The organism is Actinomycetota bacterium (assembly GCA_040905475.1).
In the GTDB taxonomy this organism is placed as follows: Bacteria; Actinomycetota; AC-67; order AC-67; family AC-67; genus DATFGK01.
This window is the reverse complement of sequence record JBBDRM010000005.1, coordinates 1-13,613: the sequence shown is the minus strand read 5'-3', so window position 1 is coordinate 13,613 and position 13,613 is coordinate 1. Positions and strand designations below refer to the sequence as shown.

The following is a 13,613-nucleotide window of genomic DNA, read 5'->3' as shown; positions in this document are numbered from 1 at the left end:
CCGGCTCGCCGGCGAACTCGCGCGCATCCCGACCCACGCGGCGGCGGAGTAGGGCAGGGTGGTACGTCAACGCAAGAAGGGGCTTCGGGTCAGGCCGCCGCTGGCCGAGCACGAGGAGCTTTTCGACAACAAGACCTATTACTCAACCGCTCAGGTCGATGCGATCTTGGCGACGTTCCGTCAACGCCCGGAGTTCGATCGCGCCGCCTTCGCCAAGCGGCTCGAAGGTGCCGCGTGGTTCTACGTCAATTCCAACGCGGCGACGCGCGATCGGCCCGAGGCGCCGCCGTCCGAGGACGCGCGCCGGTGGCGGGCGCTGGCGAGCAAGGTCAACGATCTGGTCTGTGATTTTCAACGGCTCGACTACGTCGATCGCGGCAATCTCGAAGAAGCCGCCCGGCAGATGGCCAAAAAGGTCGATCACAAGCTGCCGGACTTCGAGCCCGAGCGCTGGGAACTCGAACCCATCCCGAACACCGGTCCGCGCACCGCGTCGTGGGTCGAGTTCTGGCCCGCCGAGCGTCAAATCGACAAGGCGCTGGACCTCATGGTTTGGCTGCGGCGGGCCGTTGTGCGCGCCGCCGAGCGCGCCGACGCGGAAGTCGCGACGCCCGGCAATCGAGCGGACGAGCCATTGCATCAATTTGTCCGGACCCTCGTCGATCTTCCGAGGGTGTCGGCCGCCGACCTCGACGAGCGCGAGGTCGTTGCGGCGTATCTCGACGCGTGCCTTACGCCGCTGCACCTGCCCGACGCGCGCGACGCCACGGCGCGCCGCAAGGCGGTCAAGGCGCTCTACGACCGCGCGGTCGGCAAGGGCAAGGCGATCGACGACCGCATCGCGCTCGCAAAGCGGCGCCGTCGGTTTGAACGGGGCACGTAATCTTGGGGGCGGCGCAGCTATACTGGATTTGAACGGCGGGGGGCGCGGGCAGACGATTGCGGCCGACGACGGCCACCGCTGGCCGTCATGCTACAAAGTGTCGAGACCATGGACGCCCCCGCGCCAGCTTATTTGTCGGTCAATCAGTTTTGTGTCCTGTACGCCATCGCGCGTTCGTCAGCCTATCGGGAATTAGCCGCCGGCCGTCTCGCGGCCGTTAAGCGCGGTGCGCGCACTCTAATCGCGCGAGCCGAGGGCGAGCGCTGGGCTGCGACCTTGCCGGCCTTCCGGTCGGGCGTCGGGAATGGGCCCAACCGCCCGTGCGGGAAGTGAAGAGCGTGGGGCTAAGCGTCGAGGCGCAAGCCGCAGCCTTGGCGCGGCTCGCCGCCGAGGCCGACGAGGTCGAGCACGACGACGGCGATTTACCGAAGGCCGACCCGGCGCCGATCGACCCGCACGCGGAGGCCGCCGAGGAGGAGGGCGCGCTCGATCGCCTCGCGCGGCTCGACCGCCTCGCCTATGACCAGGAACGTGGCGCGATGGCCGAGCGCCTCGGCGTGCGCGTCACGACCCTTGATGCCGAAGTCAAGAACCGCCGCTCCGCGCGCCCACGCGACGCCGGCGCCGACGATGATCCGCTCGGGCTGGGCTGGACCAGTGACGCGTGGCCGGAGCGGGTCGACGGCGCGGCGGTGCTCGATGACCTCGCGGCAAGCTTCGCGCGCCACGTCGTACTGCCCGCCCACGCGGGCGTTGCGCTCGCACTTTGGGTTGTTCACGCCTGGGCACACAACTCGGCGACGATCTCGCCGATTTTGGCGTTCGGCTCGCCGACGATGCGATGCGGAAAATCGCGCGGCCTCGCCTTGGTCGCCGCGCTCGCGCCGCGACCGCTCGCCGCCGCAAGCGTGACCGGGCCGGCATTGTTTCGCGCGATCGAAGCGTGGCGGCCGACGATCCTGGCCGACGAGATCGACGCCGCGTTCGGCCCCAACGGCGACGAGCTTTTGCGCGCCGTTCTGAACGGCTCACACGACCGCGCGACCGCGCGCGTCATTCGATGCGCGGGCGAGGACATTACGCCGACCGCATTCTCATGCTGGGCTCCGATCGCGATCGCGGGCATTGGCCGCCTCCCGGGGACGGTCACCGACCGGGCGATCACGGTCGCCATGCAGCGCAAGCGGGCCGGAGAGCGCGTCGCGCGCCTGCCGCGTGACTCGCGCGGCGCCTTTCTCGACGTGCGCCGCCGGCTCGCGCGCTTCGCCGCCGACAACTTCGACGCGCTCCGCGACGCCGAGCCGGCGATGCCCGCTGGGCTCGACGACAGGGCGCACGACAACTGGTCGCCGATGATCGCCATCGCCGACGCCGTCGGCGGCGCATGGCCGTCGCGCGCGCGCGCCGCCGCCCTCGCCCTGTCGGGTGAGCGGGCGGCCGATGACGACACGGCTGGCGTGGCGCTGCTCGCTGACGTGCGCGCCATCTTCGCCGAGGTCGGCTCGGATCGGATCGCGTCGGCCGACTTGGCGGAGCGGTTGGCCAAGCTTGAGGCTCGGCCATGGCCCGAGTGGAAGGCGGGCCGGCCGATTACGGTTCGACAGATTGCTCGCCTATTGGCGCCGTTCGCGATCGCCCCAGCGAATGTTCGACTCGGTCCCGTCCAGGGCAAGGGCTACCGCCTGGACCAGTTCGATGACGTGTTCGCCCGCTACCTCCCTTTGTTGATCCGTCCCACCGTCCCAAATGGCGGCTCGCCGCCGGAAACCGACGATTCGCGATCCGTCCCATGGGACCGGGTGGGACGGATCGAAAATGCTGAAATCTCGCGGAAATCCGCGCCATGGGACGGTGGGACGGATGAAAAGGGGGTATCCCAGGACGAAGACATGGCCGACGCGCCCGACGATGGGTTCGAGGCCCTTCTATGAACGTCGCGCACGACCTGCTCGCCCGCGCCCACGCGCTCGGAGTCGTCACCACCGCCGAAGGCGACCAGCTCAGGCTGCGCGCGCGGACGGCGCCTCCGGCGGACCTGCTCGACGCCTTCAAGGTCCACAAGCCCGACGTGCTCGCGGCGTTGCGTCAAGGCGAGGTTGATGCCGTCGCCGAGCGCGCCGCCATCGTCGAGGAAGGCGCTGGCGTGCCCCGCGAGTGGGCCGAGGGCTTCGCTCAGCTCGACACCATGCCCTGTCCGGCCGGCGTCGCGTCCGATCGCTGGCGCCAGGTCATCGACGACGCGGGACAGTTCCTCGACCGCTGGGCCGCTCAAGCCGCCGCGCTCGGCTGGGCCACCGCCGACGTGTTCGGCGTGGACGCCGCGCGCCCCGAGCACCGGCTCGATAGGGCCGGGCTCGTCTGGCTACTCGACGGCCGCCCCATCGTCGCCATCGGCCCGGATCGTGCCGCCATCCGAGCCGCGACCGGCTCAACGCTCACGTACTACCGGCGAGACCCCGCCGATCGCGAGGCCATGCGCCGCGTGCCGTTGTGGAAACTCGCCGCGCGCGACCACGTAAGTGACGTGACATGACCAAACCCCTGCCCTTTCCGTACCGCCTCGCCGACCTTGGCGACCGCCCGCCGCTACACGACGACTTCGCCAATGCGACGCCGCGCCAGTTGGCGTACTACATCATCGACCTGGTTCATCATTTGTTGTTCGACCCCGGGGCCAAAGCCGACCCGGACCAACCCGACTGGACGCAGTGTGGCGTGTTGGTCGAGGCGTCGCGCTCGCTGTTACACCATGCGATCCGCCGCCAGAAGGCCGAGGATCGGGCCTTCCGTCGCGCCTTCGGCACCAAGCGCCGTGTCTAACCCCCGCTCGCTCGCAAACCTCCGTCCGTACACGCCCGCCACGGCGCCGCGCCACGGGCGCAAGAGGGGCGTGCGTGACAAGCTCACCAAGCGATTCCTGAACGACGTGTTGCGCGCCTGGCAGTCGTGCGGCCGCGACGCGCTGACCTATCTCGCCGAGTCCGACCCTGCCGTACTCGTCCAGGTCACCGCCGCCGTCGTCGCTAGGCTCGACGCCGGACCGCGCGCCTCGCCCGCCACCCTCGACCGCATCGCCGAGGCGCTGGAACGGATCGCCGCGCTCGCCGAGGGGCGCGCCGGCCGGCGCGACGCCGCAACGTCAAGACCGGATGTCCAAGACACCAACCCGACTCTGGCGTCGCCGCCGCTTGGGTCCGCCTGGGCAGACGAAGAGATAGTTCGGCGCCACCTATCCAAGCCGCCGAAGACTAGGTCACCGCGATGATGCGCGACGCGCGCCCGGCACGTCACGCCGAAGATCGCGCCGACAATCACGTCGAGGCGCGCGTAGACCCCATCCCGTACCCGTTCTTCCGGGTCTCCGTCGCTGTTGCCATCGACCCGGCCGTCGAAGGCCGACGGGGCCGGGGTCGCGAACCAGCGACCCGTTGGCGCTCGCCGCGCGCGCGCCGAGCACTCACGCGTCGCCGACAGCGCCACGAAATTGAAGCCGTTCATATGACGGCAGATTCCGCCGATTTCACACATTCGTAGCCGAAAGCGAATGTGGGCCCGTGGGCACGTATTGAGGCTTTTGGCCACCTTCGCCCCAGCGTCGTGGTTGCGTGCTGGCACTGGACCACCCCAATCCCGTCAATGCTGCCTTGGAAGCTTGGTGTTGATACAGGCTCTTGGCTTCACCGCCACCTGGGCCGATGATGCGCTTTGGCGGCTCGGCACGGATGGGGGACGACATGCCGCGAGGGAGGCCGAGGAAGGTCAGGGACGCGCCGCTCCTAGAGACACGCGACGAGGGCGGGGCGAAGGTCGGCTACGAGGCCGAGCTCTGGAAGATGGCCGATGCGCTGCGCGGCGGCATGGACGCGGCCGAGTACAAGCACGTCGTCCTCGGCCTGATCTTCCTCAAGTACATCTCCGACGCCTTCGAGGAGCAGCACGCGAAGCTCATGGCCGAGCAGGCCCAGGGCGCCGACCCAGAGGACCCCGACGAGTACCGCGCCTTCAACATCTTCTGGGTGCCGCCCGAGGCGCGCTGGGCGCACCTGAAGGCCCAGGCCAAGCAGCCGACGATCGGCCAGCTCGTCGATGACGCCATGGCCGGCATCGAGCGTGACAACCCCTCGCTCAAGGGCGTGCTGCCCAAGGAGTACGCCCGGCCAGCGCTGGACAAGACCCGCCTCGGCCAGCTCATCGACATGGTGAGCAACATCAGGGTCGGCGACGCCGAGAGCCGGTCGAAGGACGTGCTCGGCCGTGTCTACGAGTACTTCCTCTCCCAGTTCGCGAGCGCCGAGGGCAAGAAGGGCGGCGAGTTCTATACCCCGCGCTCCGTGGTCAAGCTCCTGGTCGAGATGCTCGAGCCCTACAAGGGCCGGGTCTACGATCCGTGCTGTGGTTCATCGGGCATGTTCGTCCAGTCGGCCGAGTTCGTGTTGGCCCACGCGACCGGCAACGGCAACGGCGGCAAGGCCAGGGGCGACATCTCGATCTTCGGCCAGGAGTCGAACTACACGACATGGCGGCTCGCCGTGATGAACTTGGCGATTCGCGGCATCGAGGGCCGCATCGCCCACGGCGACAGCTTCCACGCCGACCGCCACCCCGACCTCAAGGCCGACTTCATCCTGGCCAACCCGCCGTTCAACGTGAGCGACTGGCGCGGCGGGCTGCTGCGCGGCGACAAGCGCTGGAAGTACGGCGACCCGCCGCCCGGCAACGCCAACTTCGCCTGGGTCCAGCACATCATCCACCACCTCGCGCCGACCGGCCTTGCCGGCTTCGTGCTCGCCAACGGCTCGATGTCGTCGAACCAGTCGGGCGAGGGCGATATACGCCGCAACATCGTCGAGGCCGATGTCGTGGAGTGCATGGTGGCCCTGCCCGGCCAGCTCTTCTACTCGACGCCGATTCCCGCGTGCCTGTGGTTCCTCGCGCGCGACAAGCGCAACGGCCGGTTCCGCGGCCGGCGCGGCGAGTTGTTGTTCATCGACGCGCGCAAGATGGGCCGCATGGTTGATCGCACGCACCGCGAGCTGACCGACGAGGACATCGCGCGCATCGCGAACACCTACCACGCCTGGCGCGGCGAGAAGGAGGCGGGCGCCTACGCCGACGTTCCGGGCTTCTGCAAGAGCGCACCGCTCGACGAGGTCCGCACGCACGGCCACGTGCTCACTCCCGGCCGCTACGTCGGCGCCGAGGCCGTGGTGGACGACGGCGAGCCGTTCGACGAAAAGATGCAGCGGCTCGCGGCCCAGCTTCGGGAGCAGCTGGCCGAGGCCGCGAAGCTGGATGCCGCCATCGCCGCCAACCTGAAGGAACTCGGGTATGGCGGGTGATTGGCGCGCCTCAACGTGGGGAGAAGAGATCGCATTGGAGTACGGGAAGGCGCTCCGCAGCCACGACGAAGCGCAGGGACGGTACCGCGTGTTCGGAGCAAACGGCCCGATTGGTTGGACATCGCAACCACTCACGCAGGGACCAGGGGTAATCCTCGGACGCAAAGGGGCTTATCGCGGCGTCCAGTATTCTCCGAAGCCCTTCTTTGTCATCGACACCGCGTACTACGCGGTGCCGAAGAGCGAGCTCGACATGAGGTGGCTCTATTACGCCATCAGGCACTACAAGCTTGGTGAGGTAGATGATGGCTCCCCAATTCCCTCAACCACCCGTGCAGCCGTATACATGCTCGATCTGGACGTACCGCCGCCCGAGGAACAACGCGCCATTGCGCACATCCTCGGCACGTTGGACGACAAGATCGAGTTGAACCGGCGGATGAACGAGACCCTGGAGGCGATGGCGCGCGCGCTGTTCAAGTCGTGGTTCGTCGACTTCGACCCCGTCCGCGCCAAGGCCGCCGGCCGCGACCCCGGCCTGCCCGCCAGCATCGCCGACCTCTTCCCCAGCCGCCTCGTCCCTTCCGACCTCGGCGAGATCCCGAAGGGTTGGCGATCCGAACCCCTCCTTGATCATGCCCGGCTAATTTCTGGAGGCACACCGAAAACCGATGTTGCGGAGTACTGGGACGGGGCAATTGCCTGGGCAAGCGCGAAAGACGTAAGCCAATGCGGCGACGCGCTTCTGATCCGGACAGAGCGGTCGATCACGGAACGCGGCCTCAAGGAAAGCGCCGCCCGGATGATCCCCAGGTTCGCAACGGTAGTAGTCGCGCGTGGCGCAACGACCGGGCGCTTTTGCATGTTCGGGCGCGAAATGGCGATGAACCAGACGTGCTACGGACTCGCCTCATTCACGGGCCGCCCATTCTGGCTCAACTGCGTCTTCGCAACCTTGGTTGATGCACTCGTCCATAGTGCACACGGTTCAGTGTTCGACACGATCACGACCAAGACGATCGAAGGCGCTCGCGTGATTATAGCGTCGAACGAGCTTCTGCATCGGTTCGAGACTACGGTTCGGCCGCTGTTCCTCCGCGCGCTCGCGAACATCGAAGAATCCCGCACCCTCGCCGCCCTCCGCAACACGCTGCTGCCCAAGCTCATCTCCGGCGAACTTCGCGTGAAGGACGCCGAGAGATTCGTCGCAAGGGCAACCTGAGTCCGGCTACCGGGGATACCAGAGTTCAATGCTTCCTGGCGCCGTGCCGCGCCGCGTCGTTTCGGCGGGCGAGGGCCGATAGACCTTGGCGATGAACGGCGGTTCGTGCCGGGCAAGGAAGCGCTCGATCCGCGGCAGCGTCGCGACGAAGGCGCGTGCGAGGTCTGGAAGGGGTGCCTTGCCGACGATCACCAGCAAGGCAATCCGGTGCCGCATAACCGCATCGCGTTCGTTCGGCTTGTAGCGGATGTGGCGGTCGTGGCTGAGGACGAACCAGCCGCGCGCCCCCACCGCCGCGAGCCACTCCTCGTCGGGTGTGGTCGGTGCGAAGTGATCCTTGTGTTGTTCGACCGTCAGGCCAGCCGACCTGAGAATCTCGGGGAAACTGTTGCCGAGGTCGCGATCGGTGAAATAGACAAACTTCAAGCCGCCCACTCGTAGAGGACGGCCTGTTCGATCTCCGGCTGGTCGAGTTCGTAGTCGGCGGCGACTTCGCCGACCGTCTCCCCCGCGTCGATGCGTTCGGCGATGGCCGACGTGGTGATGCCCTTCCGCAGCACCACCGGACGCCCAAACGCGATTCGCGGATCAATGGCGATCGGGCGCTCCTCGCTGGGAGCACCGGCCACCAGGAATGGGTAAAGCCGCACGGGAAACTTCGTCGAATCCCACTCGACCCGCTTCAAGTGCTCCTCGAACAGCAGCCGCATGGCGAGCTGGCCGGACGCGGACAGCTCGATTAGTTCGCCGTACCGGTCGAGGAAGACGCTGGCGGCCCCGGTGCGCAGTTCCGGCCGGAGCAAGAGCCGGTCGATGCCAAGCTCTCTCTCCGCGTAGGCAATTGAGCTTCGCAGCGCCTTGACCGACACTCCGTGATCGGTCCGCAGCGATCGCAGCACATGCGCCTCGATCAGGTTCCGGAACGAGAGCAGCGGGGGCTGTCCCGACGCCGGACGGATCAGCGGGCGAAAGTGTCCAACGCCGCCGGCCGTGTGGTATTGGCGACCTAAGACCCAGGACCGCAGCGTCGCCCGAGGCAGCCGCACATAGCGGGCTGCATCTGCCAGCGTGTAGGCGGCTACATCGTGACCGTCGTTCGCGGCGGTGGCTTTCCCGTGGCTAACACTCATGTCAACATCATACGGGGACGGGTGACGGAATGCCAGAAACCGCCGCCTGGCGAGTTTAGATTGGGCGTCGGGGCCCTCGGCTCAAAAGGGGGTAGCATGGGTGACCGCTTCACCGAGTCAGAGGCCATTGCGGGCGCGCTCGTGTGGCTCGATAGCCTCGGATATGCCACGTACGGACTGCTGTCCATTGCACCGGGCGGGCCCCATGCGCAGGGGAGCAACAAATTCGCACGAGCCGGGGTAGCCGAATGACGGGTGTCTTCGTCGTCCGCGCCGAGTTCGGGACGTATACACGCCACTTCATCGAGGGCGGGTACGCGGGCATCGGCTGGATGGGGAAGACTGACCTGTCGGCCGTCCAGACCCGCGAGGAGCTCTACCCGCTCTACAGGACCGAGCACCCAGACGTAACGAGCAACTACGTCATCGGTAATCACGTCGGGCAGATCGCTCGGTTTCTATTCGACATCAAGCCGGGTGACTACGTAATCACCCCGGAGGACACCGAATGGCTCCGGTACGGGGTTGTCGGTCCTGATCCTCCCTACATGTTCGTCGATCCGGGCGACGGTTGCCCATTCGCTCACCGCCGGCCGGTCGCGTGGATCGCTGAACGGCTCAGACGAGGAGCCATGTCGGTTCCGCTGCAAAACGCTCTGCGTGCATTGCTCACGGTCTTCGCCGTCTCGCAGAGCGACGAGTTCCTGGTGGCCATCGGTCGGCCTGATCTCGCCCAGGCTCCGGCGGAACGTCCGTACGATCCGCATCGGGTGGTTCTGGAGCAGGTGCTCCAACTCGACGACACGGAGTTCGAAGTTCTCATCGCACACCTCCTCACGGCGCTCGGATTCGAGGGCTCCGAGCGAACGGGTGGCGTCGGTGACGGCGGTGTCGATGCGATTGGGGAACTCAATATCGCCAACCTCGCCAAGGTGAAGGTCTACGTTCAGGCGAAGCGCTACAAGCTCGACAACAAGATCAGCGCGGCCAAGGTGCGCGAGCTTCGCCAGGCCATACCCTTCGGTGGGCAAGGGGCGTTCATCACGACGGCCGACTTTCAGCGCGCGGCGAGCGACGTGGCCTTGGAGCCTGGATTCCCAAGGATCGGGCTCATCAACGGCCGCCAACTCGTGGACCTCCTGGTCGAACACTGGAGCGACATCCCGTCGGAGTTCCGCGAACGCCTCGGTTTGCGCCCCGGGCTCGTGCGGGCATGAGCGCTGCCGACCTCACCGAATCGGTCGTCGAGCAAGCCGCGCTCGCCTGGCTTGAGAGCCTCGGGTACGCGATCATGGCCGGCCCGAGCATCGCACCAGGCGAGCCCCAGGCCGAGCGCACGAGCTACGAGCAGGTCGTTCTGGAAGGTCGACTTCGTAACGCGCTGGCAACTCTCAATCCGGACCTGCCCGCCGAGGCGCTGGACGGAGCGTTCCGCAAGCTGACACGCCCCGAGGGTCCGACGCTTGAGGCACGCAACCGCGCCATCCATCGCCTACTGGTCGATGGCGTTACCGTCGAGTACCGCCGACCCGACGACGGCATCGCCGGGGCGCAGGCTCGGGTGTTGGACTTCGCCGACCCGGCCAACAACGACTGGCTCGCGGTCAACCAGTTCACGGTCATCGAGAACCGGCACAACCGCCGGCCGGACATCGTGTTGTTCGTCAACGGCCTGCCGCTCGTCCTCGTCGAGCTCAAGAATCCGACCGACGAGGACGCGACGATTTGGTCGGCGTTCCAGCAGCTCCAGACCTACAAGTCGGAACTGCCGACGCTGTTCGCATACAAGGCGCTGCTGGTGATCTCGGATGGCGTCGAGGCGCGCATGGGCACGCTGACCGCCGGGCGCGAGTGGTTCAAGCCTTGGCGCACGATCGCGGGCGAGACGCTCGCCCCGACGACGGCGCTCGAGATGCAGGTCATGATCGAGGGCGCCCTCGACCGGCGGCGCCTCCTGGACCTGATCGGCTACTTCCTCGTGTTCGAGGACGACGGCAGCGGAGCGCTCGTCAAGAAGGTCGCGGGCTACCACCAGTTCCACGCCGTGAGTGTGGCTGTGGCGGAGACATTGCGCGCCGCGCGGGCGATGGCGGCGGCGGGCCGAGTCGCCGAGCCGAGCGGCCACTACGAAGCGGGCGTTCGCCACGGTGGCGCGCCCGGCGACCGACGTGTCGGCGTTGTCTGGCACACCCAGGGCTCGGGCAAGAGCCTGACGATGGCGTTCTACGCCGGCCGGGTGATCCGCGAGCCGGCAATGGCGAACCCGACCATCGTCGTCCTGACCGACCGCAACGACTTGGACGACCAGCTCTTCGGCACGTTCTCCCGTTGCCGGGACCTGTTGCGCCAGCCGCCGGTGCAGGCGGCGGACCGCGCCGACCTCCGTGCCAAGCTCAAGGTCGAGGCGGGCGGCGTCGTGTTCACGACCATCCAGAAGTTCTTTCCCGAGGACGAGGGGGACCGGCACCCGACGCTCTCGGACCGGCGCAACATCGTCGTCATCGCCGACGAGGCGCACCGCAGCCAGTACGACTTCATCGACGGCTTCGCCCGACACATGCGCGACGCGTTGCCCAACGCATCGTTCATCGGGTTCACGGGCACGCCGATCGAGGTCACCGACAAGAACACCCGCTCGGTGTTCGGCGACTACATCAGCGTCTACGACATCGTTCGCGCCGTCGAGGACGAGGCGACGGTCCCGATCTACTACGAGAGCCGGTTGGCCAGGCTCGACCTGGACGAGACGGAACGACCGCGCATCGACCCCGAGTTCGAGGAGGTGACCGAGGGCGAGGAGGTCGTGCGCAAGGAGAAGCTCAAAAGCAAGTGGGCGCAGCTCGAGGCCGTCGTCGGCGCCGAAAGGCGGCTCGAGCTCGTCGCGCGCGACCTCGTCGAGCACTTCGAGAACCGGCTCGATGCCATGGACGGCAAGGCCATGGTGGTCTGCATGAGTCGGCGCATCTGCGTCGAGCTCTGCCGCGCCATCATCGCGCTCCGCCCCCAATGGCACCGCGACGACGACGACAAGGGCACGATCAAGGTGGTGATGACCGGCTCGGCCACCGACCCGCTCGATTGGCAGCCGCACATTCGCAACAAGCCCCGGCGCGAAGCCCTCGCTAATCGGTTTCGCGACGCGAGCGACCCGTTCAAGGTCGTCATCGTGCGCGACATGTGGCTCACCGGCTTCGATGCGCCGAGCCTGCACACGATGTACCTCGACAAGCCGATGCGCGGGCACGGGTTGATGCAGGCGATCGCGCGCGTCAACCGCGTGTTTCGCGACAAGCCGGGCGGGCTGGTCGTGGACTACCTGGGCCTAGCGCACGAGCTCAAGTCCGCGCTGGCCACGTACACCGAGAGCGGCGGCAAGGGGACGACGGCGATCGACCAGGACCAGGCCGTGGCCGTCATGCTGGAGAAGTACGAGGTGTGCTGCGGCCTCTTCCACGGGTTCGACTGGTCGAAGTGGACGACCGGCACGCCGCAAGAGCGCCTCGGCGTCCTTCCGCTCGCCCAGGAGCACATCCTCTCGCAAGAGAACGGCAGGGAACGCCTGATGCAGGCCGTCACCGAGCTCTCCCAGGCGTTCGCGCTCGCCGTGCCCCATGAAGAAGCCCTTCGCATTCGCGACGACGTGGGCTTCTTTCAGGCGGTGAAGGCCAGCCTGGCAAAGCGCGCGCCGGGGGACGCCAGGACCGACGAGGAACTTGACCATGCCGTCCGCCAGATCGTCTCGCGCGCCGTCGCCTCGGGCGGCGTCGTGGACATCTTCGCCGCGGCCGGATTGCAGCGGCCCGACATCTCGATCCTCTCCGACGAGTTCCTCGCCGAGGTGCGCGGAATGCCCCAGCGGAACCTGGCCGTTGAACTGCTGCGCAAACTGCTCTCCGGCGAAATCCGCGCGCGGCGTCGCAAGAACGTGGTCCAGGGCCGTTCCTTCGCCGAGATGCTGGAGAACGCGCTTCGCCGCTACCAGAACCGCGCGATCGAGGCGGCCCAAGTCATCGAGGAACTTATCCAATTGGCCAAGGAGATGCGCGAGGCCAACGCGCGTGGCGATGCTCTCGGGCTGTCCGAGGACGAGCTCGCCTTCTACGACGCGCTGGAAACCAACGACAGCGCCGTCAAGGTGCTCGGCGAGCCAACGCTGACGATGATCGCGCGCGAGCTCGTGGCGACGGTCCGAAAGAACGTCAAGATCGACTGGACGGTACGCGAGAACGTGCGCGCGCACTTGCGCGTACTCGTTAAGCGCATCCTCCGCAAGCACGGATACCCGCCCGACAAGCAGGAGAAGGCGACGCTCACCGTTCTGGAGCAGGCGGAGGCGCTATCTGCGGAATGGGCGTGAGGCTGCGCGAGCCCCCTGGGACCGTCCACACGACCAGTCAAGTCGAAGATGCCGCACCCACGAGCGAGAGCTGGAAAAGCCTAGGCGCCTTGTATCGACATATGCGGGCGTTGCCCGAAACGTTCGATTGGTGTGCGGTAACCGAGCCCGTCCGGATCACTCACATCCCGCGTCATCCGGCGTGGCCGTAGGGCTCGGACCACGGTATGTTAGATTAGGTTGGCCGAGGACGCGCTTCTCCGAAGTGCAGGAACCGATCAGGAATGGCCAACCCGAACCCGAGCCCCGCCACCCGCTTCAAGCCGGGCCAATCCGGCAACCCGGCCGGGCGTCGGCGTGGCGCTCGCGATCGCCTCTCGGTGGCCTTCCTCGATGCCCTCGCCAGGGACTTCGAGATCGAGGGCCCCGGCTTCATCGAGCGCACGCGGATCAAGCGACCGGACCTTTACGTTCAGCTCCTGCTCGCGATCCTGCCGCGCCGCTTCACGCTCGATGACATGGACGCCGAAGTCGTCCACACGGACCTGGACGAACGCCTCGCCGGATGCGGCCTCGATGGCCTGATCGCAGCGCGCCGCGCTGCCCTGGCCCTAACGTGCGCCCATGAGCCGACGCACCCGGTGCAACCGTGCTCGATTGGACACCTCGAAGAACTCCTTCGTCGCCGACGAAGGGGTTCTTC

The 13,613-nt window shown here is 67.2% G+C and carries 12 protein-coding genes; 10 read left to right on the top strand and 2 right to left on the bottom strand.

From position 1 onward, the window contains the following. Positions 1-166 precede the first annotated feature (166 nt). The 7 genes from WEB06_00565 to WEB06_00535 all read left to right on the top strand — a co-directional run bounded on the left by WEB06_00565 (position 167) and on the right by WEB06_00535 (position 7,444). The gene (locus tag WEB06_00565) at positions 167-883 is read left to right on the top strand and encodes a hypothetical protein (protein MEX2554107.1); all 717 of its coding nucleotides are present in this window, start codon (positions 167-169) and stop codon (positions 881-883) included. Between the two features lie 371 nt (positions 884-1,254). Beyond that, on the top strand, positions 1,255-2,814 hold the full coding sequence (locus WEB06_00560; GenBank protein MEX2554106.1) for a DUF3631 domain-containing protein: 1,560 nt from the start codon (positions 1,255-1,257) through the stop codon (positions 2,812-2,814). Beyond that, positions 2,811-3,416, top strand: a complete 606-nt coding sequence (locus WEB06_00555) for a hypothetical protein (protein ID MEX2554105.1) — start codon at positions 2,811-2,813, stop codon at positions 3,414-3,416. The genes WEB06_00560 and WEB06_00555 overlap by 4 nt, the downstream gene beginning before the upstream one ends. Further along, positions 3,413-3,703, top strand: coding sequence for a hypothetical protein (locus WEB06_00550; protein ID MEX2554104.1), 291 nt, complete (start codon positions 3,413-3,415; stop codon positions 3,701-3,703). The genes WEB06_00555 and WEB06_00550 overlap by 4 nt, the downstream gene beginning before the upstream one ends. Before the next feature lie 70 nt (positions 3,704-3,773). Beyond that, positions 3,774-4,148: a hypothetical protein gene (locus WEB06_00545; protein MEX2554103.1), complete on the top strand. Its 375-nt coding sequence runs from the start codon at positions 3,774-3,776 to the stop codon at positions 4,146-4,148. A gap of 469 nt (positions 4,149-4,617) precedes the next feature. Beyond that, positions 4,618-6,222 carry a class I SAM-dependent DNA methyltransferase gene (locus WEB06_00540; GenBank protein MEX2554102.1) on the top strand — a complete coding sequence of 535 codons (1,605 nt, stop codon included), beginning with the start codon at positions 4,618-4,620 and terminating at the stop codon, positions 6,220-6,222. Positions 6,223-6,256: 34 nt separating this feature from the next. After that, entirely contained in the window at positions 6,257-7,444 is a 1,188-nt protein-coding gene (locus tag WEB06_00535; protein MEX2554101.1) for a restriction endonuclease subunit S, read from the top strand. Between the two features lie 6 nt (positions 7,445-7,450). Here the strand turns inward: WEB06_00535 and WEB06_00530 are convergent, their stop codons facing one another. Both WEB06_00530 and WEB06_00525 read right to left on the bottom strand, forming a co-directional pair. Next, complete coding sequence (locus tag WEB06_00530) at positions 7,451-7,870, bottom strand: hypothetical protein (GenBank protein MEX2554100.1); 420 nt, start codon at positions 7,868-7,870, stop codon at positions 7,451-7,453. Further along, a complete protein-coding gene (locus WEB06_00525; protein ID MEX2554099.1) occupies positions 7,867-8,574 on the bottom strand; it encodes a DUF433 domain-containing protein in 708 nt (235 codons plus the stop codon). Before WEB06_00525 ends, WEB06_00530 begins: the two co-directional genes overlap by 4 nt. A gap of 248 nt (positions 8,575-8,822) precedes the next feature. Here WEB06_00525 and WEB06_00520 point away from each other — a divergent pair, with 248 nt between their 5' ends. The 3 genes from WEB06_00520 to WEB06_00510 all read left to right on the top strand — a co-directional run. Beyond that, the gene (locus WEB06_00520) at positions 8,823-9,791 is read left to right on the top strand and encodes a restriction endonuclease (protein MEX2554098.1); all 969 of its coding nucleotides are present in this window, start codon (positions 8,823-8,825) and stop codon (positions 9,789-9,791) included. Beyond that, positions 9,788-12,931, top strand: a complete 3,144-nt coding sequence (locus WEB06_00515; protein MEX2554097.1) for a type I restriction endonuclease subunit R — start codon at positions 9,788-9,790, stop codon at positions 12,929-12,931. Before WEB06_00520 ends, WEB06_00515 begins: the two co-directional genes overlap by 4 nt. 263 nt (positions 12,932-13,194) lie before the next feature. Then, positions 13,195-13,613, top strand: a 419-nt coding sequence (locus WEB06_00510; GenBank protein ID MEX2554096.1) for a DUF5681 domain-containing protein, incomplete at its 3' end; no start/stop codon positions are given.